The organism is Streptomyces sp. G5(2025) (assembly GCF_049542075.1).
Taxonomy (GTDB): Bacteria; Actinomycetota; Actinomycetes; order Streptomycetales; family Streptomycetaceae; genus Streptomyces.
In genome coordinates, this window is record NZ_JBMUZT010000006.1 from 3,247,501 (window position 1) to 3,271,618 (window position 24,118).

General features: G+C 71.7%; 23 protein-coding genes. 13 read left to right on the plus strand and 10 right to left on the minus strand.

Annotated elements, in window-relative coordinates:
- The first annotated feature begins 17 nt into the window (after window positions 1-17).
- The 4 genes from ACOBQB_RS25460 (at window position 18) to mscL (ending at window position 2,667) form a co-directional block, all read left to right on the plus strand.
- Window positions 18-356, plus strand: coding sequence for an FmdB family zinc ribbon protein (locus tag ACOBQB_RS25460; protein WP_423594573.1), 339 nt, complete (start codon window positions 18-20; stop codon window positions 354-356).
- Between the two features lie 85 nt (window positions 357-441).
- Window positions 442-1,317: an S-methyl-5'-thioadenosine phosphorylase gene (locus tag ACOBQB_RS25465; protein ID WP_423594575.1), complete on the plus strand. Its 876-nt coding sequence runs from the start codon at window positions 442-444 to the stop codon at window positions 1,315-1,317.
- Window positions 1,318-1,527: 210 nt separating this feature from the next.
- Window positions 1,528-2,052, plus strand: a complete 525-nt coding sequence (locus ACOBQB_RS25470; protein ID WP_423594577.1) for an RcpC/CpaB family pilus assembly protein — start codon at window positions 1,528-1,530, stop codon at window positions 2,050-2,052.
- A gap of 138 nt (window positions 2,053-2,190) precedes the next feature.
- Window positions 2,191-2,667, plus strand: coding sequence for a large conductance mechanosensitive channel protein MscL (mscL, locus tag ACOBQB_RS25475; protein ID WP_423594579.1), 477 nt, complete (start codon window positions 2,191-2,193; stop codon window positions 2,665-2,667).
- Window positions 2,668-2,674: 7 nt separating this feature from the next.
- Here the strand turns inward: mscL and ACOBQB_RS25480 are convergent, their stop codons facing one another.
- Window positions 2,675-2,920 carry a hypothetical protein gene (locus ACOBQB_RS25480; RefSeq protein ID WP_423594581.1) on the minus strand — a complete coding sequence of 82 codons (246 nt, stop codon included), beginning with the start codon at window positions 2,918-2,920 and terminating at the stop codon, window positions 2,675-2,677.
- A gap of 530 nt (window positions 2,921-3,450) precedes the next feature.
- On the opposite strand from ACOBQB_RS25480, the gene ACOBQB_RS25485 reads away from it, so the two are divergent.
- The 4 genes from ACOBQB_RS25485 (at window position 3,451) to ACOBQB_RS25500 (ending at window position 8,159) form a co-directional block, all read left to right on the plus strand.
- On the plus strand, window positions 3,451-4,701 hold the full coding sequence (locus ACOBQB_RS25485; protein WP_423594583.1) for a low temperature requirement protein A: 1,251 nt from the start codon (window positions 3,451-3,453) through the stop codon (window positions 4,699-4,701).
- 26 nt (window positions 4,702-4,727) lie between these two features.
- Entirely contained in the window at window positions 4,728-5,834 is a 1,107-nt protein-coding gene (locus ACOBQB_RS25490; protein ID WP_423594585.1) for a P1 family peptidase, read from the plus strand.
- Between the two features lie 153 nt (window positions 5,835-5,987).
- A complete protein-coding gene (locus tag ACOBQB_RS25495) occupies window positions 5,988-7,205 on the plus strand; it encodes a L,D-transpeptidase (RefSeq protein WP_423594587.1) in 1,218 nt (405 codons plus the stop codon).
- Window positions 7,206-7,361: 156 nt separating this feature from the next.
- Window positions 7,362-8,159: a DUF6227 family protein gene (locus ACOBQB_RS25500; protein ID WP_423594589.1), complete on the plus strand. Its 798-nt coding sequence runs from the start codon at window positions 7,362-7,364 to the stop codon at window positions 8,157-8,159.
- On the opposite strand, the gene ACOBQB_RS25505 is transcribed toward ACOBQB_RS25500, so the two are convergent.
- The 5 genes from ACOBQB_RS25505 to ACOBQB_RS25525 form a co-directional block, all read right to left on the minus strand.
- Window positions 8,156-8,410 carry a hypothetical protein gene (locus tag ACOBQB_RS25505; RefSeq protein WP_423594591.1) on the minus strand — a complete coding sequence of 85 codons (255 nt, stop codon included), beginning with the start codon at window positions 8,408-8,410 and terminating at the stop codon, window positions 8,156-8,158. The two genes, ACOBQB_RS25500 and ACOBQB_RS25505, sit on opposite strands and share 4 nt — an antisense overlap.
- Before the next feature lie 149 nt (window positions 8,411-8,559).
- Window positions 8,560-10,572, minus strand: coding sequence for a PTS fructose transporter subunit IIABC (locus ACOBQB_RS25510; protein ID WP_423594593.1), 2,013 nt, complete (start codon window positions 10,570-10,572; stop codon window positions 8,560-8,562).
- Window positions 10,573-10,642: 70 nt separating this feature from the next.
- The gene (gene pfkB, locus ACOBQB_RS25515; RefSeq protein ID WP_423598750.1) at window positions 10,643-11,590 is read right to left on the minus strand and encodes a 1-phosphofructokinase; all 948 of its coding nucleotides are present in this window, start codon (window positions 11,588-11,590) and stop codon (window positions 10,643-10,645) included.
- 77 nt (window positions 11,591-11,667) lie between these two features.
- Window positions 11,668-12,429: a DeoR/GlpR family DNA-binding transcription regulator gene (locus ACOBQB_RS25520; protein ID WP_423594595.1), complete on the minus strand. Its 762-nt coding sequence runs from the start codon at window positions 12,427-12,429 to the stop codon at window positions 11,668-11,670.
- 225 nt (window positions 12,430-12,654) lie between these two features.
- Window positions 12,655-13,314 carry a TetR/AcrR family transcriptional regulator gene (locus tag ACOBQB_RS25525; RefSeq protein WP_423594597.1) on the minus strand — a complete coding sequence of 220 codons (660 nt, stop codon included), beginning with the start codon at window positions 13,312-13,314 and terminating at the stop codon, window positions 12,655-12,657.
- Between the two features lie 122 nt (window positions 13,315-13,436).
- Between ACOBQB_RS25525 and ACOBQB_RS25530 the strand changes: the two genes are divergently transcribed.
- Complete coding sequence (locus ACOBQB_RS25530) at window positions 13,437-14,696, plus strand: extracellular solute-binding protein (RefSeq protein WP_423594599.1); 1,260 nt, start codon at window positions 13,437-13,439, stop codon at window positions 14,694-14,696.
- A gap of 210 nt (window positions 14,697-14,906) precedes the next feature.
- Here the strand turns inward: ACOBQB_RS25530 and ACOBQB_RS25535 are convergent, their stop codons facing one another.
- Window positions 14,907-16,433, minus strand: a complete 1,527-nt coding sequence (locus tag ACOBQB_RS25535; protein ID WP_423594601.1) for an MFS transporter — start codon at window positions 16,431-16,433, stop codon at window positions 14,907-14,909.
- Between the two features lie 115 nt (window positions 16,434-16,548).
- Here ACOBQB_RS25535 and ACOBQB_RS25540 point away from each other — a divergent pair, with 115 nt between their 5' ends.
- On the plus strand, window positions 16,549-17,550 hold the full coding sequence (locus tag ACOBQB_RS25540) for a helix-turn-helix transcriptional regulator (RefSeq protein ID WP_423594603.1): 1,002 nt from the start codon (window positions 16,549-16,551) through the stop codon (window positions 17,548-17,550).
- 492 nt (window positions 17,551-18,042) lie between these two features.
- On the opposite strand, the gene ACOBQB_RS25545 is transcribed toward ACOBQB_RS25540, so the two are convergent.
- The gene (locus ACOBQB_RS25545) at window positions 18,043-19,041 is read right to left on the minus strand and encodes a sigma-70 family RNA polymerase sigma factor (protein ID WP_423594605.1); all 999 of its coding nucleotides are present in this window, start codon (window positions 19,039-19,041) and stop codon (window positions 18,043-18,045) included.
- A gap of 183 nt (window positions 19,042-19,224) precedes the next feature.
- On the opposite strand from ACOBQB_RS25545, the gene ACOBQB_RS25550 reads away from it, so the two are divergent.
- Window positions 19,225-19,767, plus strand: a complete 543-nt coding sequence (locus tag ACOBQB_RS25550; RefSeq protein ID WP_423594607.1) for a GNAT family N-acetyltransferase — start codon at window positions 19,225-19,227, stop codon at window positions 19,765-19,767.
- Window positions 19,768-19,878: 111 nt separating this feature from the next.
- Complete coding sequence (locus ACOBQB_RS25555) at window positions 19,879-20,964, plus strand: questin oxidase family protein (RefSeq protein ID WP_423598752.1); 1,086 nt, start codon at window positions 19,879-19,881, stop codon at window positions 20,962-20,964.
- Window positions 20,965-20,985: 21 nt separating this feature from the next.
- On the opposite strand, the gene ACOBQB_RS25560 is transcribed toward ACOBQB_RS25555, so the two are convergent.
- Window positions 20,986-21,747 (minus strand): dioxygenase, encoded by a 762-nt coding sequence (locus ACOBQB_RS25560; protein WP_423598754.1) that lies wholly within the window; start codon window positions 21,745-21,747, stop codon window positions 20,986-20,988.
- A 140-nt stretch (window positions 21,748-21,887) separates the two neighbouring features.
- On the opposite strand from ACOBQB_RS25560, the gene ACOBQB_RS25565 reads away from it, so the two are divergent.
- Window positions 21,888-22,403: a MarR family winged helix-turn-helix transcriptional regulator gene (locus ACOBQB_RS25565; protein ID WP_423594609.1), complete on the plus strand. Its 516-nt coding sequence runs from the start codon at window positions 21,888-21,890 to the stop codon at window positions 22,401-22,403.
- A gap of 174 nt (window positions 22,404-22,577) precedes the next feature.
- Here ACOBQB_RS25565 and ACOBQB_RS25570 read toward each other — a convergent pair whose 3' ends face one another.
- Complete coding sequence (locus ACOBQB_RS25570; RefSeq protein ID WP_423594611.1) at window positions 22,578-24,077, minus strand: MFS transporter; 1,500 nt, start codon at window positions 24,075-24,077, stop codon at window positions 22,578-22,580.
- Window positions 24,078-24,118: the final 41 nt, after the last annotated feature.

Below are 24,118 nucleotides of genomic sequence, written 5' to 3' on the forward strand. Positions count from 1 at the left end.
GTGCCAGGAGGAAGCAAGTGCCGACGTACCAGTACCAGTGCACCGAGTGCGGCGAGGGCCTAGAGGCGGTGCAGAAGTTCACGGACGACGCCCTGACCGTGTGCCCGAACTGCGACGGACGCCTCAAGAAGGTGTTCTCGGCGGTCGGCATCGTCTTCAAGGGCTCCGGCTTCTACCGCAATGACAGCCGCGGCTCGTCGTCGAGCAGCACGCCGTCGTCTTCGCCGTCTTCTGCGCCGCCGTCGAAGTCCACATCCGACGCCAAGTCGTCGTCGGCCGCGTCGGCTTCTTCGTCAGCGTCGGCTTCGTCGTCCTCGTCGTCCGGCTCCTCGTCGGCTTCGAGCTCGGCCGCGTAGGGCTTCCAGACTTCTTCTCCAAGGACCTCGCCGTTCACCGACGGCGGGGTCCTCGGCGTGTCCGGGCGCCGATACCGTGCCGTCCATGGTGAACACGGCGAACGTGACACGGGCCGAGATCGGCGTGATCGGCGGCTCCGGCCTCTACTCCTTCCTCGACGACGTGACCGAGGTCCAGGTCGACACCCCCTACGGGGCCCCGAGTGACTCTCTCTTCCTCGGCTCTCTCGGCGACGGCTCTCTCGGCGACGGGGCGCGCCGGCGGGTCGCCTTCCTGCCCCGGCACGGCCGCGGGCACCACCTGCCGCCGCACCGCATCAACTACCGCGCCAACCTCTGGGCGCTGCGCTCCGTCGGCGTACGCCAGGTGCTCGCTCCCTGTGCGGTGGGCGGGCTGCGGGCCGAGTACGGGCCCGGCACGCTGCTGGTGCCCGATCAGCTGGTGGACCGCACGAAGGCGCGTACGCAGACGTACTTCGACGGGGTGCCGCTGCCGGACGGCAGCATTCCGGAGGTCGTGCACGTATCGCTGGCCGATCCGTACTGCCCGGTGGGCCGGGCGGCCGCGCTGAAGGCCGCGCGCGGCCGTGACTGGGAGCCGGTGGACGGAGGGACGCTCGTCGTGGTGGAGGGGCCGCGTTTCTCGACTCGGGCGGAGTCACGGTGGCACGCAGCGCAGGGCTGGTCGGTGGTGGGCATGACCGGGCACCCCGAGGCCGCGCTCGCACGGGAACTGGAGCTCTGCTACACGTCGTTGACGCTGGTCACCGACTTGGACGCGGGGGCGGAGAGCGGGGAGGGCGTCTCGCACGAGGAGGTGCTCCAGGTGTTCGCCGCGAATGTGGACCGGCTGCGGGGTGTGCTGTTCGATGCCGTCGCGGGGCTGCCGGCCGGTGGGGAGCGGGAGTGTCTGTGTGCGGGGGCGTTGGGTGGGATGGAGACGGGGATTCGGCTGCCGTGACGCCGTGCGGCGGTGACGCCGTGCGGCCGTGACGCCGTGTGGCCGTGACGCTGCCGTGTGGCCGTGAAGGTGGGGGCATGGTGGAAGTTCCCCTTCGGGTGAGGGAGTTGTCCACAACCGGCGAGTAGTCCACGGGCCTCAGCGGGAATCGGCGCGGGCCTGCATCGTGGGAGCGCAAGCCCAGCTCTCGCACCGCAGGCGGTGGTTGTCGTGACCCAAGTTCCTCCCCAGGCCCGGCCGTCGGACGGCTGCCCTGTCCCTCCCTTCACGCCCGTGCGGGTGCGCGGCGGCCATCCACGGCTGCGCCGGCTGCTGCGGCACCGGCGGCGGGCCCTGGCCGTGGGGCTCGCGGTGACCGCCGCCGCCCTCGCGACCACGGCCCCGCCCGGCGCCGATCGGCCGCCAGGGCCCGCCGCTGCGGCCGAGCAGCCGCGGGAGCGACCGCCCGCGGCGACGGTGAGCGCGCCGGTGCGGATCGCGGACCCGGCGGCCGCCGCGCTGTTGCGCCCCGGTGACCAGGTCGACGTGATCGCCACCGAGGGGCCGCCGGGGAGCGGTGGCAAGCCGCGTGTGGTGGCGGCGGGCGCGCGGGTCTCCCAGGTGCCCGAGGTGCCCGAGTCGGCGGACGGGCCCGTCGAGAGCGGGGCGCTGGTGGTGCTGTCGGTGCCGCGCGACACCGCGTCGCGGCTGGCCGGGGCCGGTGCGAGCGCCCGCCTGGCGGTGACCCTGCGATGAACCGTACCGTTCACGATCGCACTGGCACCCGGTCAAGTCGCCCATTGGGGAGCGCTGATTGGACAGGCTCTCCACGGTCTGACGTAGGTTGCGAAGTCGTTCGTTCCGCAACCCGCACATGCGACGAAAGGCCTCGTGGTGAGCGAGAAGAAGGAACCGGGCGTCTGGGAGGGCTTCAAGGCCTTCCTGACGCGTGGCAACGTGGTCGACCTGGCGGTCGCGGTGGTCATCGGCGCCGCGTTCACGAACATCGTGAACTCCGTGGTGAAGGGTGTCATCAACCCGCTGGTCGGCGCCTTCGGCACGAAGAACCTCGACCACTACAGCTCGTGCCTGAAGTCTCCCTGCGAGATGAACGCCGCGGGCGAGGTCGTCAGGGGCATCCCCATCATGTGGGGCACCGTGCTCAGCTCGGTCCTCAGCTTCCTGATCACCGCGGCCGTCGTGTACTTCCTGATGGTGCTGCCGATGGCGAAGTACCTCGCGCGGGTCGCGGCCCGGCGGGCCGAGAAGGAGGGCACGCAGGAGATCATCGAGGTCTCCGAGCTGGACGTCCTCAAGGAGATCCGCGACGCCCTGGTGGCACAGCACGGCGCCGGGCCCGACAAGCGGTAGCGCGGGCTCAGAGGTGGTGGGGCGGCTTCTCGTCGAGGAACCGCCCCAGGTCGGCGGGGCTGCCGCCGCCGGTCTCGGCCCGCTCGCCCCACCCTCGGTCCGTGTCGTCCGAAGACTGCTGCGACAGCGGGTCGTCGAAGACCAGAGTGTTCCGCGGCTTCTTGCCCTGCTGGGGACTCTCGGGGCTCGCCGGGCTCTTGGGGCTCTTCGGGCTCTCCGGATCGCGCGGTTCGGGGGCGGGGGCGGTACTCATGTCTCCAGGGTACGTCCGCCGGGGCGGACGGCCGCCGTCAGACGGCCCGCAGCCCCTGGGCCGCGAAGATCTCCTGGGCGGCGGCGTTCTGCCCCGGACTCGGCGAGGGCGTGCCGCGCAGGGCGAAGTCGAGGGTGGGCCGCACGGGTCGGCGCGTGACCTTCTGGTGGGGCCGATTCTTGGGTGGCCTCTTGGGCGGCCTCTTGGGCGGCCCTTTGGACGGCCCTTTGGACGGCCCCTTGGGCGGCCCCTTGGACGGCAGGCGATCTCATGGTGGTCCCGGTTCGCTCAGGGGCCCGAGCTTGCTACGGGGCCTGACCCTTCCGAGCTCGCCTGCGTGCGGAGCCGGCGGCAGAGCCGTAGGGCACGGGCTGCCGAGCCCGGAGGCATGGATGTCGTGAAGACTTCGGACCCGTCCGCGCGCAGGCGAGGCCGCGGCCGGGCGGCGGCCTTGCTTCGCCCGGGTGGCCCTCACGCGGCGCCGGGCGGCGCAGCCCGGTTCGGCGTACGCCTTCTGCTGTGGTGGCCCCATGACGTCACCGCCTGGCTCCCCCGACACTTCCGGCCCCACCGACTCCTCCGCGGCGGACACGCGTCCCACGTCGTCCGTCTCCGCCAAGCCGCTGCGGCCCCTCCGCGCGCGCGGGCGGGACGAGAAACACCGCGCGGCGACACCGCTGGAGCTCTTCTTCGACCTCTGCTTCGTCGTGGCGGTGGCGCAGGCGGGTGCCGAGCTGGTGCACGCCGTCGCCGAGGGGCACGCGGGCGAGGGTGTCCTGAACTACGCGATGGTCTTCTTCGCGCTGTTCTGGGCGTGGGTCAACTTCTCCTGGTTCGCCTCGGCGTACGACAACGACGACGCGCTGTTCCGCGTGGTGACGCTGGTCCAGATCGCCGGCGTCCTCGTCTTCGCGGCCGGGGTCTCCAAGGCCTTCCAGGAGCACGACTTCCTGCTGGTCTGGCTCGGCTACCTCATCATGCGGATCGCGCTCTCCTCGCAGTGGCTGCGCGCGGCCAGGAACGCGACGGGCGCCGAGCGCGCCACGGCCCTGCGGTACGCGATCGGCGTGCTGATCTGCCAGATCGGCTGGACGGGGCTGCTGTTTCTGCCGGAGGACGCCCGGCCCTGGCTGTTCCTGGTGATGGCGGTCGCCGAGATGTGTGTGCCGGTACTGGCGGAGCGGGAGTACACCACGGCCTGGCATCCGCATCACATCTCGGAGCGGTACGGCCTGTTCACGATCATCGTGCTCGGCGAGACGATCGCGGCGGCGACGATCGCGGTGAAGTCCGGCATCGAGGAGAACGACGCGCTCGACGAGCTCCTGCCCATCGCCGCGGGCGGGCTGCTCATCGTCTTCGCCGCATGGTGGATCTACTTCGTCGTGCCCATCCACGGAAGGCTGCACAGCAACCGGCAGGCGTTCCTTTGGGGGTATGGCCACTACGTGATCCTCGGTTCGGCGGCGGCGATCGGTGCCGGGATCGAGGTGGCGGTCGAGCAGGCCGTGGGCGAGGCGCATCTGTCGACACTGGCCGCGTCCGCCGCGGTGACGGTCCCCACCGCGCTCTATCTGATCACCATCTGGGCTTTGCACTCCCGCTACTACAAGGTGGGCCTGGCCCAGCAGCTGGTGTTGCCGACGAGTGCGCTGGCGACGCTGGCGAGTACGTTCGCGGGGCGCTGGGCCGTGCTGGTGGCAGGTCTCGTGGCGATGGCGACGGTCGCGACAGGGGTCACGCTCACGGCGCGCACGGCCCGCACGGCCCGCCGCGCGTGATACGCGTCCGTGATACGCATCGCCGTATGACTACTGACGTGACCACTGGCTCCCTGACCGATGTCGCGGGTCTGCGCGTCGGGCACGCCACGTTGGACGGCGACGGGCAACTGACCGGTACCACAGTGGTGTTGGCGCCCGAGGGTGGCGCTGTCGCCGCCGTGGACGTACGGGGCGGCGGGCCCGGCACCCGCGAGACGGACGCCCTCGACCCGCGCAACCTCGTGCAGCGCGTCGAGGCCGTCGTCCTCACTGGAGGCAGCGCGTACGGACTTGACGCCGCGTCCGGGGTGATGGCGTGGCTGGAGGAGCGCGGGCGCGGGGTGCGGGTCGGGTCCGAGCCCTCCCATGTCGTGCCCGTCGTCCCGGCCGCCTGCGTCTTCGACCTCGGCCGGGGCGGCGACTTCACGGCCCGTCCCGGCGCGGCGACCGGGCGGGCGGCGGTGGAGGCGGCCGCGCGCACGGAGCCGTTCACACCCGTCGTGGAGGGCAATGTCGGGGCGGGGACCGGCGCGGTGGTCGGCGCCGTCAAGGGCGGCGTCGGCAGCGCGAGCATCCGGCTCGACTCCGGCATCACGGTCGCGGCGCTGGTCGTGGCGAACGCCGCGGGCTCGGGGGTCGACCCCGGGACGGGCGCGCTGTACGGGCAGCACTTCGCAGGGCGGCGGGTCGCCCCCCCGGCGACCGAGGTGCACGAGGAGGCCACGCGGCGCCTCGCCGAAGCCGCGGCGGAGAACGGGCCGCCGCCGCTCAACACCACCCTCGCCGTCGTCGCCACCGACGCCGAACTGACCAAGGCGCAAGCGCAGAAGCTCGCCGGTACCTCGCACGACGGCATGGCGCGCGCCGTGCGGCCCGTCCACCTCCTCAACGACGGGGACACGGTGTTCGCCCTCGCCACGGGGGAGCGCCGCCTGGCCGCGGACAGCCCGCTCGCCCTCAACGAGATCCTCGCCGCCGGGGCGGACATGGTGACCGCGGCGATCGTACGGGCGATGCTGGCGGCGGAGTCGGTCCGGACGCCGGGCGGCACGTTCCCCGCGTATCGCGACCTCTACGGCCTCGACCGCCACGACCTCGACCGCCACGGCCTCGGCCTCGGCCTCCATCAGAACGGGGGCCGGCAGCAATAGCCATAAAGAGCGCGAGAAAGGGGCAAATGGCTGCCCGCGCAGGCATCTTGGGCGCGAAGTGTGCTCGCGCTCACACCCTCTGGAGGGAACTCCTCCGCGCATCCGGGCGCTCTTTACTCGTACTGGATCAGAACACGTACGTTGGAGCAGCCCGTGACAAGGTCGGTCATAGTCAACCCCCGGCGCCGTGCCCTGCTGGCCGCCACCGCGCTCGCCGCCGCGGGCGCGCTGACCCTCACGGCGTGCGGGGGCGACGCGGACGCCAAGGGCGACAAGAAGGGTGCGAACTCTGCCGCCAAGGGCGCCGACATCACCATCTCCTCCAAGGACGGTGCCACCGACGCCTCGATCAACCACACCGGCGTCAAGGTCAAGAACGGCAAGCTGACCAGCGTGAAGATGACGTCGGTGACCTCCGGCACGGCGGTCGAGGGCACCATCTCCGGGGACGGCACCTCCTGGAAGCCGAAGGCCCAGCTGGAGCGGGGCACGAAGTACAAGGTCACCGCCAACGCCAAGGACCCGAAGGGGAACGCCGCGACGGAGAACGCGACGTTCACCACCGTCTCCACCGCTAACAGCTTCATCGGCAGCTACACCCCCGACGGCGGCACCACGGTCGGCGTCGGCATGCCGGTCTCCTTCAACTTCGACAAGCCGATCACGGAGAAGAAGGACGTCCAGTCGCACATCACGGTGACGTCCAGCAGCGGCCAGGAGGTGGTCGGCCACTGGTTCGGCAACCAGCGCCTGGACTTCCGGCCCGAGGAGTACTGGAAGGCCGGCTCCAAGGTCACCATGAAGATCGACCTGGACGGCGTGAAGGGCGCGAACGGCATCACCGGCGTGCAGAAGAAGACGGTCACCTTCACCGTCGGCCGCGCGCAGGTCTCCACCGTCGACGTCAACACCAAGAAGATGACGGTCGAGCGGGACGGCAAGGTCATCAAGACCGTCCCGATCTCCGCGGGCAGCCCGTCGAACCCCACGTACAACGGCAAGATGGTGATCTCCGAGAAGTTCACCCAGACCCGGATGAACGGCGACACGGTCGGCTTCGGCGGTGAGTACGACATCAAGGACGTGCCGCACGCCATGCGCCTGTCCACGTCGGGCACCTTCATCCACGGCAACTACTGGGGCTCGCCGTCCGTCTTCGGCAGCGCCAACACCAGTCACGGCTGCGTCGGCCTCCAGGACGCGCGCGGTGCGGGTGACCCGAACACGATGGGCGCCTGGTTCTTCAACAACTCCCTGATCGGCGACATCGTGACGGTCAAGGGCTCTCCCGACAAGACGATCGCCCCGGACAACGGCCTCAACGGCTGGAACATGCCGTGGAGCGAGTGGACGGCCGGCAGCGCGGTCTGACGCGCCTCCGGGCGGCCCTGTCGCCCCTCAACTGAGCGAGCCACGCGGGAACTTCCCCGCGTGGCTCGCGCGTTTTCCCGTTCCCGGGCAGGATGTCCGACCCAGGGGCTACGGTATGCACTCACCAGGTGACATGCAGCAACGCCGGGAGAAGCCTTGAGCGTTCCGTACGAAACGGCGTACGAGCCACCCGAGTCGCCCGAGCCACACTCTCCGGAGGAGCATCTCGAGCGACTCCTCGGCCGTGCCCTGAACTCTTTCGACCTGCCGGACGAGGTGATACGCCGCCTCGACTCCGCCTTGGCCCACGACAGTTCCCTGCACTCCGCGCACCACAGCGCGGGCCTGCACCGCGAGACGTACAGACACACCTGGCTGCTGGCCGACGCGTCCGTGCTCACGCTCTGGGAGCTCGTCCACAACACCGCGCCGGGCAGCGCCCCGACGTACGAGGTCTACGCCGACGAGGAGGAGGCGGGCGTCGCCACGTCGCGGCTTCCGCTGCCGCCGGACCCGCCCGCCTGCGAGCGGCCCGTCATGCTCCACATGTCCGCCGACCCCGGCCCCCGCCACCTGTACGTCCCGGACGACTCCGCGGACCACGCGCGGCGGCTGCTGCGCCGCGCGGAGAACCCGGACGGCGACGTTCCCGGCGAGGACATCGCCCGACTGCTGCGCGCGGCGTTCGCCCACCAGATAACGCAGGCGTTCGGCCGCCCCGACCTGAGCGGCGAGGCGCGGCTGAGCTTCTCGCTCTACGAGCACGCGTTCCTGCTCTTCGACGGCGGCGAGATCAGCCTGTGGGAAGTCGAGCACACCCTCACCCCCGACAGGCGCCACATGTGCGAGGTGTACGCCACCGAGGAGGCGGCCCGCGCCGCGATGGAGCGCAGGGCCAGGAACGCGGCGGCGGGTCAGCGGCGCGGCGGGGTCGGGAACACGCGGGCCGACTAGAAGCGCCGTTTCCCGAACTGCCGGACGAGACCGGCGAAGGCGGCGCGTTCGTCCGCGGTGAGTTCCACGGTCTCCGCGCGCGGCGGGCCCTGCTGGCCGGGCAGGGCCCGCAGGCCCGGGACCTGACGCCGCGCCGCCACGTCGGGGCGCTCCCTGCGCATCACCCGTACCAGGCCGACGGCCCAGACCGCGGTCGCCATGGCGAGCACGGCCACGCCTGCCTGCTGAACGATCGAGACATCCTGGAGCATGCGGCCCAGTAGACAACAGCGGACAGGACTTACGACAGGGGGGTTATGGGGCTTAGGTCCCGAAGTGACGCAAGTCGCACACCTCCCCCTGTCTCAGCCGGCAGCAGCCAGGCAACAGCGGTCGGGAAGCAGCAGTCGAGCAGCGGTTGTCAGGCGGTCGTCGGCAGGCGCTTCGCCTCGGCCATCGCCCCCGCATCGGTGCCGCCGCCCGAAGGCGCCGTCAGCGCCGTCAGCGCCGTCCTCCGGGTGCCCTTGAGCACGATCACCACGGCCGTGGAGACGCAGACCCCGGCGGCGATCGCGACGAGGTAGAGCAGCGGCTGCCCGATCAGCGGGACCACGAAGGCACCGCCGTGCGGGGCGCGCAGCGTGCAGCCGAAGGCCATCGACAGGGCGCCGGTGACCGCGCCGCCCGCCATCGAGGCCGGGATGACGCGCAGCGGGTCGGCGGCGGCGAACGGAATGGCGCCCTCGGTGATGAAGGAGGCGCCGAGGAACCAGGCCGCCTTGCCGTTGTCCCGCTCGGTCTTGGTGAAGAGGCGGCCGCGGACGGTGGTCGCGAGGGCCATGGCGAGCGGCGGGACCATGCCGGCCGCCATCGCCGCGGCCATGACCTTCAGGCTGCCGTCGGTCGGATGGGCGAGGCCGCCGACCGCGAAGGCGTACGCGACCTTGTTCAGCGGGCCGCCGAGGTCGAAGCACATCATCAGGCCGAGGATGACGCCGAGGATGATCGCGTTGGCGCCGGAGAGGCCCTCCAGCCAGTCGGTCAGCGCGTTCTGGAGGGACGCGATGGGCTTGCCGACCACGAGGAACATCAGGAAGCCGACCACCGCCGAGGAGATCAGCGGGATCACCACCACCGGCATGATGCCGCGCAGCACGGCGGGAATGCGGACCCGCTGGACGGCGAGGACGACGGCACCGGCGATCAGGCCCGCGGCGAGACCGCCGAGGAAGCCCGCGTTGATGGTGACGGCGACCGAGCCGCCGACGAAGCCGGGGACCAGGCCCGGCCGGTCGGCCATGCCGTACGCGATGTAGCCGGCGAGGACCGGGACCAGGAAGGCGAAGGCGAGCCCGCCGATCTGGAAGAGCAGCGCGGCCCAGCTGGTGTGGTCCGTCCAGACGAAGTGCTCGGCGACGGACGGCGCCTTGTCGATCTTCCAGCCGCCGATGGCGAAGCCGAGGGCGATCAGGAGGCCGCCCGCGGCGACGAAGGGCACCATGTGACTGACGCCGGACATCAGCCACGTGCGGAGCTTGGTGCCGTAGCCGTCGCCGCCCTCCCCTGCCTCGTCGACCGGGCTCGGGGTCCTGGCGTCCGCGGTGACCTCGCCGCGGGCGGCCTTCTCGCGGGCCTCGGCGATGAGTTCGGCGGGACGGTTGATGCCCGCCTTCACTCCTACGTCGACGGTGGGCCGCCCGGCGAAGCGTTCCTTGTCGCGTACGGGGACGTCGTGGGCGAAGACGACCGCGTCCGCGGCGGCGACGACCGCCGGGTCGAGGCGGGTGAACCCGGCGGATCCCTGCGTCTCCACGACCAGTTCGACGCCTGCCTCGCGGGCCGCGTTTTCCAGTGCCTCCGCGGCCATGTAGGTGTGGGCGATGCCGGTGGGGCATGAGGTGACGGCGACGATCCTGAAGGCAGTCTCTGTGCCCGCCCCTTCCGCCCCTTCCGGCCCAACGGAACCGCTGTCCACAGCCGTGACCGCCTCGTCCCCACGGATCAGCGCCGCCGCCGAAGCCGGGTCGGACGCGGCGCGCAAGGCGGCGGTGAACTCCGCGTCCATCAGCTGCCGGGCCAGCGACGACAGGATCGTCAGGTGGGCGTCGTCCGCGCCCGCCGGGGCCGCGATCAGGAAGATCAGGTCCGCCGGGCCGTCCGGCGCCCCGAAGTCGATGCCGCGTGCCGAGCGGCCGAAAGCGAGGGTCGGCTCGATGACGTGCGCGCTGCGGCAGTGCGGGATGCCGATGCCGCCGTCCAGGCCGGTCGGCATCTGCGCCTCGCGGATCGCGACATCGGCGAGGAACCCGTCCAGGTCGCTCACGCGCCCGAGGGCCACCATGCGCTCGGCGAGGGAGCGGGCCGCGGCTTCCTTGGTTTCGGCGGACAGGTCGAGTTCGAGGTCGACCAGATCCGCGGTGATCATGTCGGTCATCGCGGTCTCCTTGGCTTGGCTTCTGTGACCCGGGGGCGAGGGTGGAGGCGGGGGTGGAGGCGGAGGCGGTTCATGAGGCGGGCTCCGTCAATACGCGGTCCAGCGGGACCTCGGCCGTCACGGTGACCGCGTCGGGCCGCAGGTCCGCGGGCGTCGGCATCACGCTGCCCGGCAGCTGCACGGCCGCCGCGCCGTGCGCCACGGCCGAGGCGAGGGCCCGCGCACCCGCGCCGCCGGCGATCAGGAAACCGGCCAGGGAGGAGTCACCGGCGCCGACGTTGCTGCGTACGACGTCGACGGGGGCGCTCGCGAAGTACGCGCCCGAGGCGTCGACGAGGAGCTGGCCGTCCGCGCCGAGGCTGGCGAGGACGGCGCGGGCGCCCGCCGACCGCAGCTCTTCCGCCGCCTTCACCGCGTCGCCGACGGTGGTGAGGGGGCGGCCGACGGCTTCGGCGAGCTCCTCGGCGTTGGGCTTGACGACGTCGGGGCGCTCGGCGAGCGCGGCAAGCAGCGCCGGGCCCGAGGTGTCCAGGGCGATACGGGCGCCCGCGGCGTGGGCGCGGGCCACCAGCTCGGCGTACCAGGAGGGCGCGAGACCGCGCGGGAGGCTGCCGCAGCAGGCGATCCAGTCGGTGCCGACGGACTTCTCGCCGACGGTGGCGAGCAGCGCCTCCCGCTCGGCCTCGGAGAGTTCGGGCCCGGGAGCGTTGATCTTCGTCAGCGTGCCGTCCGGCTCCGCGACCGCGATGTTGGAACGGGTCTGCCCGGCCACCGGCACCGGGGCGGCCTCGATGCCCTGCTCGTCGAGGAGCGTCGCGACCAGCGCGCCGGGGGCACCGCCGAGCGGCAGCACGGCGACCGTGCGGACGCCCGCAGCGGCCACGGCCCGCGAGACGTTGACGCCCTTGCCGCCCGGGTCCATGCGGTCGCCGGTGGCGCGGACGACCTCGCCGCGGTCGAGGGAGGGGACCTCGTAGGTGCGGTCGAGGGAGGGATTCGGGGTGACGGTGAGGATCATGCGCGTACCGACTGCTTCCGGACTCATGCGCGTACCGACTGCTTCCGGACTCATGCGCGTACCGACTGCTTCCGGACTCATGCGCGGACTACTTCCGTGCCGGCGCGTTCGATGGCGGCGGCGTCGTCGGGGGCGAGGCCTGTGTCCGTGATCAGCAGGTCCACGTCGGTGAGGTCGCCGAAGCGGGCGAAGTGCTCTTGGCCGTGCTTGGCGGAGTCCGCGAGCAGGACGACCCGGCGGGCGGCGGCGACGGCGGCGCGCTTGACGGCGGCCTCGGCGAGGTCGGGGGTGGTGAGCCCGGCCTCGGCGGAGAAGCCGTTGGCGGCGAGGAGGAGGACGTCGGCGCGGATCTCCCCGTACGCGCGCAGGGCCCAGGCGTCGACGGCCGCGCGTGTACGCCGCCGGACCCGGCCACCGATGAGGTGGAGCTGGATGCCCGGGTGGTCGGCGAGGCGGGCGGCGGTCGGCAGGCTGTGCGTGACGACGGTGAGCGTGGACTCCAGCGGGAGGGCCGCCGCGAGCCGCGCGACGGTCGACCCGGCGTCGAGGACGACGCTGCCCTCGGCCGGCAGCTCGGCGAGGGCAGCGCGGGCGATGCGGTCCTTCTCGTCGGCGGCGGTGCCCTCGCGCTCGGCGAGGTCCGGCTCGAAGTCGAGGCGTCCGGCCGGGATGGCCCCGCCGTGCACGCGGCGCACGAGCCCGGCGCGGTCCAGTGCCTTCAGGTCACGGCGGATGGTCTCCGCGGTGACCTTGAACTCCTCGGCCAGCGACAGTACGTCGACCCGCCCGCCGTCCCGCGCGAGCCGCAGGATCTCCTGCTGCCGCTCCGGTGCGTACATGTCCGTTCGCCTCCACCGAATGCCCGAACTTGTGGTTTCACCCGGAGAGTACGGCTGGATTTCGCCGAAGTAAACACTCCCGGGCATTGAGTGGGCATGAACGGACTTCCGTGGGCGCCGACGCCGGTTCCGGTGCCGTTTCCGGTTCCGGTGCGTTTCCGGTTCCGGTTCCGGTTCCGTTTCCGGTTCCGGTTCCGCAAGGGTCGGCTCAGCGGTGCGGGCCCTCTACGGCCAGGGGAACGTCTCCAGCGCCCCGAGGCCACGGGCCGCGAGTGCCGCCGGGCCTCCGGGACCGTCGGCGGGGGCGTCGCCCGCGGCCCAGGTCTCGACGGCGACCCGTACCGCCGCGCTCGCGACGGCCGCAGCCAGGCTCAGCTCCAGCGACGGGTCACCGCCGCCCGTACGCTCCACGAGGACCGCGAGCAGCGTCTGCTCGGAGGCGTGGCAGGTGTCCGCCCACACCGCGCGCAGCGCCGGGCTCTGCGCCGACATCCGCAGCAGCGAGCGCACCCACTCCAGGGAGGCCGCCGCCTCCGTGTCCCCGGGGGCGAGCGCGAGGGCCACCGCGTGGCGCAGCGCGTCCGGCACGGCGAGACCGTCCGGCGCCTGCCGCACCGCCTCCGCCCACTGCTGGGCGCCCGTCGTGAAGAGCGGGGCGACCGCTTCTTCCTTGGTCGCGAAGTAGCGGTAGAAGGTGCGCGGTGCGACGCCCGCGGCCCGGGCGATGTCCTCGGCGCGGGTGGCCCGGAGTCCGTCGGTGTCGAAGAGCGAGGCCGCCGTGCGGGCGATGTCGAGGCGGGTCTCGGTCTTACGCCGCTCCGTGAGGGATGGCCGGGAGGACGGCTGCGGGGGCGACTGTGGGGGCGGCTGCGAACGGGCGGGCATGACAGGCAGGTTATGCCAGTGCCCTCTCCAGGGCGCCCATAGTCACGCACTGCCCCTATGGCAGAATCTGCCACTGAGCACGTCCCTGCCGGGACCCGTAGAGGCAAGAGGTGGCAACAGCGGTGCGTCGTCGGCAGTTCCTTCTCCACACGGCCGGTCTCACCGGCGCCACCGCGCTCGGCACCGCCGGCCTCTCCGCCTGTTCGGCGGAGACCGACACGCCCCTCAAGCTCCTCGTCGCGAGCTATGAAGACAGCGTCGGCTCCTCGATCGGCGACCAGTGGGACAAGGTCGTCGCCGCCTTCGAGAAGGCCCACCCGGACACCCACGTCACCCTGGAGCGCGTCCCGTTCGCCGAGCTGGACCAGACCCTGGCCCGGCGCGTGAAGGACGGCGACGCCCCCGACATCGCGCAGTCCAACTTCTTCGCCCCCTACGCCGAGGAGGACCGGCTCTACGGCGCCGACGACCTCTTCGACGTCCGTACGGAAGGCGACTTCATCCGCTCCTACGCGGAGGCGGGCATGGTCGACCGCGTCCAGTACGGGCTGCCCTTCCTGGCCAGTACCCCGCGGCTCTTCTACAACAAGGCCCTCTTCAAGCAGGCCCGCCTCAAGGCGCCCCGCTCCTGGGCCGAACTGCACGACGCGGCCAAGGCGTTGAAGGCGCTCGGCGTGCCGATCCCCTACGGTCTCCAGCTCGGCCCGGAGGCCGCCGAGGACGAGGCACTCGCCTGGCTGCTCGCGGACGGCGGCGGCTACTCCGGCCTGACCGGCTACGACTTCGCGAACCCCGGCAACATCGACACCCTGACCTGGCTGCGGGACAACCTCGTCGCCCAGGGCCTCGCGGGCCCCGACCCGGCGAAGCTCACCAGGACGGACGCCTACGCCCAGTTCCTGCGCGGCACGATCGGCATGCTGATCGCGCACCCGGTCCTCATGGGCGCCGCCGACAGGGCCAAGTTCCCCTACGCCCACGCCCCGTTCCCCAAGAAGCTCGGCGGCGCCGCGCCGCCGGTGGGGCTCAACGACTGGCTGATGGCGTTCAAGCGGAACGGGCGGCGCGAGCAGTGCGGCACGTTCCTGACCTACCTGTACGGCAGCAAGTCCGCGGTGGCGTACGGCGGCGGGCAGTCCGCGCTGCCGGTGACCGGTTCCGCGTCCGACGCGCTGCGCAAGGACCCCGGGCAGCGGCCCATGTGGGACTTCATCGACCAGCTGCCGCAGGCCCGCTTCCAGCCGACGAACCTCGGCTCGTGGCCCGAGGTGAGGGCCGCCGTGCGCAAGCGCATCGGGGAGGCCGTGGCCAAGGGCGGCAGCCCGAAGGCCGTCCTGGAGTCCCTGGACGCGACGGCGGCGCAGGCCGCTCCGCTGGGCTAGGCGGTCCGTTCAGCCGCGGAGGTCCTGGGCTGGGCGGCGGTCTTCTCGGCTGCGGGGTCTTTTCTCTGCGGGCCGCAGGGGGTTGCTCGCGCAGTTCCCCGCGCCCCTTACGGGGCGCGAATCCCAGCGCCGGCTCCCTCCCGGCTGCCGGGCCGCACGGGATTGCTCGCGCAGTTTCCCCGCGCCCCTTACAGGGCGCGGGGGTTTCTGTCAGGGAGTCAGCGCCGGTTCCTTCTGCGGGAGGTCGTCCGCGGGCAGCGTCTCGTCCCCGCCCTCGACATGCTGCTTCGGCTTCGCCGGGAGCGCGAACATCAGCAGGAAGATGACCACGAGCACGCCCGTCACCCACCACAGCGCGTTCTGGAACCCCTCCGTGAACTCCGCCGGCAGGCGGCTCGGCGCCACCCGCTCGTCGATGACCCCGAAGAAGACCACCGACACCAGGCCGAGGCCGAGCGCGGTACCCATCTGCTGCACGGTGTTGATGAGCCCGGACGCCGAACCGGCGTGCTCCCGCGGCACCTCCGAGAGCACCGCGTCCGTCAGCGGCGCCACGATCAGGCCCATGCCCAGGCCCATCACCACGAGCGGCAGCGCCATCTGCCAGGGCGCGATGTCCGCGCCGTACCGGCCCGCTTCCCAGATGTAGACCAGCAGGCCCGCGGCCATGGTCAGGGCCCCGGCCTGGAGGACCTTGCGACCGAAGCGGGGCACCAGCTTCTGCACGGACAGGCCCGCGGCGACCGAGACGGCGATCGAGAACGGCACCGCGGTGAGGCCGGCGCGCAGCTCGCTCCAGCCGAGACCCATCTGCATGTACATCATCCAGACGAGGAAGAAGACGCCCATCACGACACCGAAGACGGTCTGCACGGCTATGCCCGCGGCGAAGCTCTTCACCTTGAACAGCGACAGCTCCACGAGCGGCGAGCCGTCCTTGGCGGTCTTCCACTTCTCGTATGTGACGAGGGCGCCGAAGACGACAACGGAGCCGCCCATCATGACGAAGCCCCAGGCCGGCCAGTCCAGCTCACGGCCGCGGGTGAGGGGGTAGACCAGCATCAGCATGCCGAGCGTGACGAGGACGACGCCGACGAGGTCGAGTTTGAGGGCCTTCGGTGCCTTGGACTCGGTGATGAACTTCCGGCCGAGGACGACCCCGGCGATGCCGACCGGGAGGTTGATGAGGAAGATCGGCCGCCACTCCAGGCCGAAGATGTTCCACTCGGTGAGCAGCGCGCCCAGCAGCGGCCCGGAGACCGCGCCGAGCCCGACGACCATGCCGAAGAGCCCGAAGACCTTGCCGCGCTCGTGGGCGGGGAAGGTCGCGTGCACGATGGACAGCACCTGCGGCACCATTAGCGCGGCCATGCCGCCCTGGAGGATGCGGGAGGCGACCAGCATCTCCGGGTTGGCGGCGAAGCCGCAGAGCGCGGAGGCGACGGTGAACCCGGTGATCCCTATCAGGAAGAGCCGCTTGCGGCCGTGGATGTCACCGAGCCGCCCGCCCGTGATGAGCCCGGCGGCGAAGGCGAGCGCGTAACCCGCGGTGATCCACTGGATCTGGCTGTACGTGGCGCCGGACTCCCGCTTGATCGACGGGATCGCGATGTTGACGATCGTGACGTCGACGAGGTCCATGAAGGCGGCGGTCATCACGATGGCCAGGGCGAACCAACGTCGCCGGTCTGCCTGCGGCGGGGCTTCGGGCACGGTGCTGGTGGTGGAAGAACTCATGCCGGAAGACTAGAAGTCATATAGGTCATAACAGTTCCTATTTACGGGGCATCCTGGGACCCATGAAGATGACCGGGAACACCTTGGCCCCGACGACGACTCTTCGGGCGCGCGCGTGACCGGGGCGACGGGCGCCCAGACCCCCATCCGTCTGCTGCAACTGCTCTCGCTCCTCCAGACGCCCCGCGAGTGGCCCGGCAGCGAACTCTCCGAGCGGCTCGGGGTGAGCCGGCGCACGGTGCGGCGCGACGTGGACCGGCTGCGGGACCTCGGCTATCCGGTGCAGGCGACACAGGGCGCCCTCGGCGGCTACCGGCTGGTCGCGGGCAAGGCCATGCCGCCGCTGGTCCTCGACGACGAGGAGGCCGTGGCGATCGCGGTGGGCCTGCGGGCGGGGGCGGGGCACGCGGTGGAGGGCGTGGAGGAGGCTTCTGTGCGGGCGCTCGCCAAGCTGGAGCAGGTCCTGCCCGCGCGCCTGCGCCACCGGGTCTCCGCGCTTCAGATCGCGACGATGCCGCTGACCAGCGGAGACGGGGCGAGCATCGCGCCGGAGACGCTGACGGTGATGGCGTCGGCCGCGGCGGGCCACGAACGCCTGCGGTTCTCCTACCGCGCCGGGGACGGCACGGAGTCCCGCCGCCTGACCGAGCCGTACCGCCTGGTCTCGACGGGGCGGCGCTGGTATCTCGTGGCGTACGACATCGACCGCGAGGACTGGCGGACCTTCCGCGTGGACCGGGTGGCCGAGCCGTTCGCCACGGGGGCGCGGTTCGTGCCGCGGGAACTGCCGAAGGGGGACGCCGCGGAGTTCATCCGCCAGTCGGTCTGGCGCGGGCAGCAGTCGTACGAGATCGACGTGACCTTCGCCGCGCCCGCGGAGTTCGTCGTGGCCCGGCTGCCCTCGGCGCTCGGCACGGTGGAGCCCCTCCCCGAGCCCGACGCGCACCACTGCCGGCTGCGCGGCACGGTGACGGACTCCCTGGAGTGGCTCACGGTCCGCCTGGCGATGACGGACTGCGACTTCACGGCCCACGAGCCACCGGAACTGGTCGACTCCCTCAGAGAACTCGGCAACCGCCTGACCCGCGCGACGGGGGACGCGGGCACGGCCACCTAGCCGCGGGGAACTCGGAGGCACGGCCACCTAGCCGCGGGGCAGCGGGGAACTCGGGGGCACGGCCACCTAGCCGCTGCGCGGCAGGCGGCGGGGACACGGCCACCTAGCCGCTGCGCGGCAGGCGGCGGGGGACGCAGGCCTGGCCACTCAGGCCGCCGGGCGGCGGACAGCGGGGAAGGTGGGGCCGGCCGCCCTGGGCCGCCGGGCAGCGGGCAAACGCGAGGACGGCCGCCCAAGCCGCCGGGCAGCGGCGAACGCAAGGCCGGCCGCCCAAGCCGCCGGACGGGCAGTAAACGCGGAGCCAGCCTCCCAAGCCGCCGACCAGCAGAGAACCCGGCGCCAACCGCCCAAGCCGCCGGGCAGCCGAGAACGTAGGGCCGGCCACCGAACCGCCGAGCGGCGGGCAGTGGCGGACGTCGGGCCGGCCGCCCGGCCCGCTGTACGGCGGGCCCGCTGTACGGCGGGCCCGCGGGGAACAGGGAGGGCGGTGGTCTAGGCCGCCGCGTCGAACCCCGTGTCCCGCGCCAGCTTCTTCAGTTCCAGCAGCGCGTGCTTCTCTATCTGCCGGATCCGCTCGCGCGTCAGCCCGTGCTCCTTGCCGACCTCGGTCAGCGTCCGCTCGCGGCCGTCGTCGATGCCGTACCGCATCTTGATGATGGAGGCCGTGCGCTGGTCGAGGCGGCCGATCAGGCCGTCCAGCTCCTCGCTGCGCAGCAGTGAGAGGACGGACTGCTCGGGCGAGACGGCCGAGGTGTCCTCCAGGAGGTCACCGAACTGGGTGTCGCCCTGATCGTCCACGCCCATGTTCAGCGAGACGGGGTCACGGGCCCAGTCCAGGACGTCGATGACGCGCTCGGGCGTCGAGGACAGCTCGGCGGCGATCTCCGCGGGCTCCGGCTCCCGGCCGTGCTCGCGGTTGAACTCGCGCTGGACGCGGCGGATGCGGCCCAGCTCCTCCACGAGGTGGACGGGGAGGCGGATGGTGCGGGACTGGTCGGCTATCGAGCGGGTGATGGCCTGGCGGATCCACCACGTGGCGTACGTGGAGAACTTGAAGCCCTTGGCGTAGTCGAACTTCTCGACGGCGCGCACCAAGCCCGCGTTCCCCTCCTGGATCAGGTCGAGGAGGGGCAGACCGCTGCGCGGATAGCGGCGCGCGACCGCGACGACGAGGCGGAGGTTCGAGCGGATGAAGACGTCCTTGGCCCGCTCACCGTCGGCGACAAGGGCTTCGAGCTCCTCGCGGTCCACGGTGACCTTGCTGTCCTCGACCTCGCCGTCCAGGATCTTGCGGGCGTACACACCCGCCTCGATGATCTGGGACAGCTCCACTTCCTTGGCGGCGTCGAGCAGCGGCGTACGCGCGATCTCGTCGAGGTACATGCCGACCAGGTCGCGGTCGGCGATCTCCCCGCCTACGGCGCGAACACTGCGTGCCGCGTCGGTCTCGCCGGAGGCGGACTTACGACGGGCGACGGCACGGGTTGCCATGCGTGCTCCCTTGCGTGTGGTGGTCCTGGTCGGCCCTGCCTTTGAGGCCTCTGTGGCGGATGGCACACCCTCGGGTGCCCTGCATCCGATGGAAACAACGACTGGAATCCGGACAGAATTCCCAAGCCGCGCATCTTTTTTCCTGACGGTGCAGTACCCTGTCGCGCCACAAGGGGAGGCAGGATGCTGTCCGGACGTACAGAGGTGCAGGTCAGGCCGGGAGTCGAGAGCGACCTGGCCGCCCTCACCGAGCTCTACAACCACTACGTACGTGAGACGGCCATCACCTTCGACACCGTCGCGTTCCTGCCTGAAGAGCGCCGCCCTTGGCTGCTCTCCCACCCCAAAGACGGCCCCCACCGCCTCTTGGTTGCTCAGGAGCGGGGTTCCGGGGGCCGCCCGGGCCGGCTGCTCGGGTACGCCACCAGTAGCCCTTTCCGGCCTCGCCCGGCTTATGCCACATCCGTGGAAGTCAGTGTCTACTGCGCGCCGGACGCCGCCGGGCGGGGCATCGGCACGCTGCTCTACAAGGCGCTCCTGGAGGCCCTGGAGGGCGAGGACGTGCACCGCGCCTACGCCGGGATCGCACAGCCGAACGAGGCCTCGGTCCGCCTCCACGAACACTTCGGGTTCCGGCACGTGGGGACGTACGAAGAGGTGGGCAGGAAGTTCGGGCGGTACTGGGACGTCGCCTGGTACGAGCGTCCTCTCGGCCCGCGGACCTAGGTCGCCCGCCGGTTACCGGACGGCCGCAGGGCGGCCTACCGTCCCCGCATGACCGACACGGACACCGTCACCGGCGCGAGCACCCCCACGGACGCCCATACGGAGGCCCATATGGACGCCCCCAGGGACGCCCCCACCGACACCGACAGCGCGGGCATCCTCGACACCACGGGCATCCTCGACGAGGCCCTTGAGCGGCTGCATGCCTGTGGGCCCGAGCGGCTGGGGCGGCTGACCAACCACGCCCCGATGGCCGTCGAGGCGCTCGCCGCGCGCGGCCGGCCCGGGGCGGTCCACAGGTGGCTCGATCTTTACGCCCCGAAGCTGGAGGAGTTTCCCGCCCGGGTCGAACCGGTCACCGCCGCGGACTGGCGCACGGCACTCGGCGACCCGCGCCGCGCGGCGGACTGGATCGCGTACTTCCACCGGGAGCTCGGTGAGCGCCCGTGGCGCGAGGTGCTCGCCCAGTGGTGGCCACGGCTGCTGCCCGGGATGTACGGGGGTTCGACGCACCCGGTGATCCGCGTGGGGCACGCCGTGCGCACCCTGGAGGCGGGCGGCGAGGCCACCGCGCCCCGCCTCACCGAACTCGCGCACGGCCTCGGCTACTGGGCCGCCCGGCACCACCCGGTCACCGGCATCGCCCCGCTGCCGGGCGCCGGGAGCACGGCCGACGCCCTGGACGCGGCCGACGCCCTGGACGCGGTCCCGGCCCTCGCGGACCGGACGCACGGCGGCTTCCCCGCGCGCCTCGGCCGGGTCCGGGGGCTGCCGGTGTGGGCCGCCTCGGTGGACGGCCCCGAGGAGGCGCGGCGCAGGCTGACGGAGCTGGTGCGGGCGGCCACGCATCGGTACGCCACCCATGGCCACGGCGACGAGATCATGCTGGTGCACGCGGCGACGGCGCCCAACGCCGTGCTGCGCGCTCTGCCCGCGCTTCCCCGCGCCCTGTGGGTGCCGAGCCTGCACGCGGCGTGGACGGCGTCGGCGGCGGTCACCGCCATGTACGCGCCGGACAATTCCGTGGCGTACGACCCGCCCGGCACGTTCACCGCGCAGGAGGTCTTCGAACGGGCCCTCGCACACGGCGACGAGCACGTCATCAAGCTGACGGACACCGCTCTGGACGTAGGCGACGAACGAGCCCTGGCAGCGGCCCTGCGTGCGGTCGAACTGACCGATCCGCTCACTCCCTGACCCCTCTGACCCACTCGGCGGTCAGCCGAACTGCACCGACCTCTTCGCCAGCCCCATCCAGAACCCGTCGATGACGCTGCGCTGCCCGCCGAGGTCCCCCATGGCGTCGGCGGCGCCCAGCGTCACGAAGAGCGGGGCGAAGTGCTCGGTGCGCGGGTGGGCCAGCCGCCCGGCCGGGGACTTGTGCCCGAAGTCGAGCAGCGCGTCCACGTCGCCCGCGTCCAGGGCCTCGCGCCCCCAGGCGTCGAACTCGGCCGACCAGGCGGGGATGCCGCCCTGCCGCAGCGCGGCCAGGTTGTGCGTGAAGAAACCGCTGCCGACGACCAGCACGCCCTCGTCCCGCAGCGGCGCGAGCCTGCGGCCGATGTCCATGAGGCGGCGCGGGTCCAGCGTGGGCAGCGAGATCTGCAGAACGGGGATGTCGGCATCGGGATACATCTCGACCAGCGGGACGTACGCGCCGTGGTCGAGCCCCCGGTCCGGCACGTCCTGGACGGGTATGCCGGGCGCGCGCAGCAACTTCCGTACGGATGCGGCGAGTCCGGGGGCGCCCGGCGCGGCGTACGACACCTGGTAGTAGTGCTCGGGGAAGCCCCAGAAGTCGTACACGAGCGGCAGCGTCTCGGTGGCGCCGAGAGCCAGCGGGGCCTCTTCCCAGTGGGCGGAGACCATGAGGATCGTGCGGGGGCGCGGCAGCTCGGCCGACCAGGCGGCGAGCTCGGCGGGCCACAGCGAGTCGTCGGCGAGCGGCGGCGCGCCGTGACTGAGGTACAGGGCGGGCATACGGGTCATCGCGCACCTCCGGCGAGTGGCACTCGGCATCGTCGGCATCGTTCCTGGTTACTTGAACTCTCAAGCTTTACGGTTCGACCGTACGCGCGATTTGTTCAAACTTCAAGGAAGGGCCTCGTACAGTGGAGTACATGGATATGGCACCCACTCCTCCCCCGGACGGCGAGCCGCGCTGGCTGGACGGCGACGAGCAGCGCGTCTGGCGGGTCTACCTTCAGGCGACGACCCTTCTCGACGACTTCCTCGACCGCCAGTTGCAGCGCGACGCGGGCATGCCGCACATGTATTACGGCCTCCTGGTCCAGTTGTCCGACGCCCCGAGGCGACGGCTGCGGATGACCGAACTGGCCAAGACCATGAAGATCACCCGTTCGCGCCTCTCGCACGCGATCGCGCGCCTGGAGAAGAGCGGCTGGGTACGCCGCGAGGACTGCCCGTCCGACAAGCGCGGCCAGCTCGCGATCCTCACCGACGAGGGCTTCGAGGTGCTCGGCAGGACCGCCCCCGGCCATGTCACGGCCGTCCGCCAGGCCCTCTTCGACCGGCTCACCCCGGAACAGCGGAAGTCCCTCGGCGAGATCATGACGATCGTCGCCGAGGGACTTCAGCCGAAGGAGGCCGGGGCGGACCTCCCCTGGCTCCGCTAGGACCATGCGTGCTGCCGGACGGCCCGGATCAGTGGGCCGTCACGTCAGTGGCCATCACGTCAATGGGCCGTCACCTCAGTGGCCATCACGTCAGTGGGCCGTCACCTCAGTGGCCATCACGTCAATGGGCCGTCAGCTCAGTGGCCATCACGTCAGTGGGCCATCACCATCGCGTCAGTGGGCCATCACCGGGATCTTCACCTCGCCCTCGGCGCCTTCCACCGAGCCGCCGGAGGCCGCGGGACCGCCCTGGTGGCCGGTGGTGATGAACGTCGCCGCGATCGCCGCGGAGACCACCAGGATGCCGACCGCCCACCAGATGGCGCTGGTGTAGCCCTCGACCATGGCCTGTGCCTGGACGAGCTTCGGGTTGGCGGCGCCGGCCGCGTGGGCGTCGATGTACGCGGAGGTGGCGGAGGCGGCGATGGTGTTCAGCAGGGCCGTACCGATGGCGCCGCCGACCTGCTGCGAGGTGTTCACCATCGCGGAGGCGACACCGGCGTCACGGGCCTCGACGCCGTGCGTGGCGAGCGACATCGCGGGCATGAACGCCGTACCCATGCCGAGGCCCAGCATCAGCTGCGCCGGCATGATCAGACCGGCGTACGAGGAGCCGACCTCAAGCTGCGTCAGGAGCAGCATGCCGACGGCGGCGAGCAGGAAGCCCGGGCCGATCAGCAGTCGCGGCGGGACGCGCGTCATCAGGCGGGCGCCGATCTGGGTGGAGCCCACGATCATGCCCGCCATCATCGGCAGGAAGGCGAAGCCGGTCTTGACCGGGGAGTAGCCCTCGACGATCTGCAGGTAGTACGTGAGGAACAGGAACAGGCCGAACATCGCGATGACGGCGAGGCCGAGCGAGAGGTAGACGCCACCGCGGTTGCGCTCGGTCAGGACGCGCAGCGGGAGCAGCGGCGACTTGACCTTGGCCTCGGTGAGGACGAACGCGGCGAGCAGCACGACCGACGCGACGAACATCGCGACCGTCACGGAGTCCGACCAACCCTCGGACTCGGCGCGGGTGAAGCCGTAGACGAGCGCGACCAGGCCGAGGGTGGACAGGACCACGCCCGGGATGTCGAGCGGCGAGCGGTTGCGGCCGCCGGCCGGCTCACGGATGACGAAGTACGCGCCCAGAGCGGCGACCGCCGCGAACGGGATGTTGACGAAGAAGGTCCAGCGCCAGTTCAGGTACTCGGTGAGGAAACCGCCGAGGACGAGGCCGACGGCGCCGCCGCCACCGGCGATCGCGCCGTAGATGCCGAAGGCCTTCGCGCGCTCCTTGGCGTCGGTGAACATCACCGCGAGCAGCGAGAGGGCGGCGGGCGCGAGCAGCGCGCCGAACACACCCTGGAGGGCGCGGGCGCCGAGCATCGTGGCCTCGCCGGTCGCGGCGCCGCCGAGCGCGGAGGCCGCGGCGAAGCCGACGAGACCGGTCACGAAGGTGCGCTTGCGGCCCCACAGGTCGGCGATGCGGCCGCCGAAGAGGAGCAGGCCGCCGAAGGCGAGCGCGTAGGCCGTGATGACCCATTGGCGGTTGCCGTCGGATATGCCGAGGTCCTCCTGGGCGGAGGGCAGCGCGATGTTCACGATGGTCGCGTCGAGGACGACCATCAGCTGCGCGATGGCGATGAAGACGAGGGCTTTCCAGCGCCTCGGATCTGTTTCAGACATGGATGTGGCCACCTAGCGGTACGAAATGGTGAATAAATACG

What these genes read in the sequence shown, in the direction of transcription:
- ACOBQB_RS25555 (WP_423598752.1), top strand. Translation starts at nt 19,879, where the DNA reads ATGGACGCCCCCAGGGACGCCCCCACCGACACCGACAGCGCGGGCATC.
- ACOBQB_RS25570 (WP_423594611.1), bottom strand. Translation starts at nt 24,077, where the DNA reads ATGTCTGAAACAGATCCGAGGCGCTGGAAAGCCCTCGTCTTCATCGCC.
- ACOBQB_RS25535 (WP_423594601.1), bottom strand. Translation starts at nt 16,433, where the DNA reads ATGAGTTCTTCCACCACCAGCACCGTGCCCGAAGCCCCGCCGCAGGCA.
- ACOBQB_RS25490 (WP_423594585.1), top strand. Translation starts at nt 4,728, where the DNA reads ATGACTACTGACGTGACCACTGGCTCCCTGACCGATGTCGCGGGTCTG.
- ACOBQB_RS25485 (WP_423594583.1), top strand. Translation starts at nt 3,451, where the DNA reads ATGACGTCACCGCCTGGCTCCCCCGACACTTCCGGCCCCACCGACTCC.
- ACOBQB_RS25565 (WP_423594609.1), top strand. Translation starts at nt 21,888, where the DNA reads ATGGATATGGCACCCACTCCTCCCCCGGACGGCGAGCCGCGCTGGCTG.
- ACOBQB_RS25525 (WP_423594597.1), bottom strand. Translation starts at nt 13,314, where the DNA reads ATGCCCGCCCGTTCGCAGCCGCCCCCACAGTCGCCCCCGCAGCCGTCC.
- ACOBQB_RS25465 (WP_423594575.1), top strand. Translation starts at nt 442, where the DNA reads ATGGTGAACACGGCGAACGTGACACGGGCCGAGATCGGCGTGATCGGC.
- ACOBQB_RS25560 (WP_423598754.1), bottom strand. Translation starts at nt 21,747, where the DNA reads ATGCCCGCCCTGTACCTCAGTCACGGCGCGCCGCCGCTCGCCGACGAC.
- ACOBQB_RS25545 (WP_423594605.1), bottom strand. Translation starts at nt 19,041, where the DNA reads ATGGCAACCCGTGCCGTCGCCCGTCGTAAGTCCGCCTCCGGCGAGACC.
- ACOBQB_RS25550 (WP_423594607.1), top strand. Translation starts at nt 19,225, where the DNA reads ATGCTGTCCGGACGTACAGAGGTGCAGGTCAGGCCGGGAGTCGAGAGC.
- ACOBQB_RS25520 (WP_423594595.1), bottom strand. Translation starts at nt 12,429, where the DNA reads ATGTACGCACCGGAGCGGCAGCAGGAGATCCTGCGGCTCGCGCGGGAC.
- ACOBQB_RS25480 (WP_423594581.1), bottom strand. Translation starts at nt 2,920, where the DNA reads ATGAGTACCGCCCCCGCCCCCGAACCGCGCGATCCGGAGAGCCCGAAG.
- ACOBQB_RS25510 (WP_423594593.1), bottom strand. Translation starts at nt 10,572, where the DNA reads ATGACCGACATGATCACCGCGGATCTGGTCGACCTCGAACTCGACCTG.
- pfkB (WP_423598750.1), bottom strand. Translation starts at nt 11,590, where the DNA reads ATGATCCTCACCGTCACCCCGAATCCCTCCCTCGACCGCACCTACGAG.
- ACOBQB_RS25505 (WP_423594591.1), bottom strand. Translation starts at nt 8,410, where the DNA reads ATGCTCCAGGATGTCTCGATCGTTCAGCAGGCAGGCGTGGCCGTGCTC.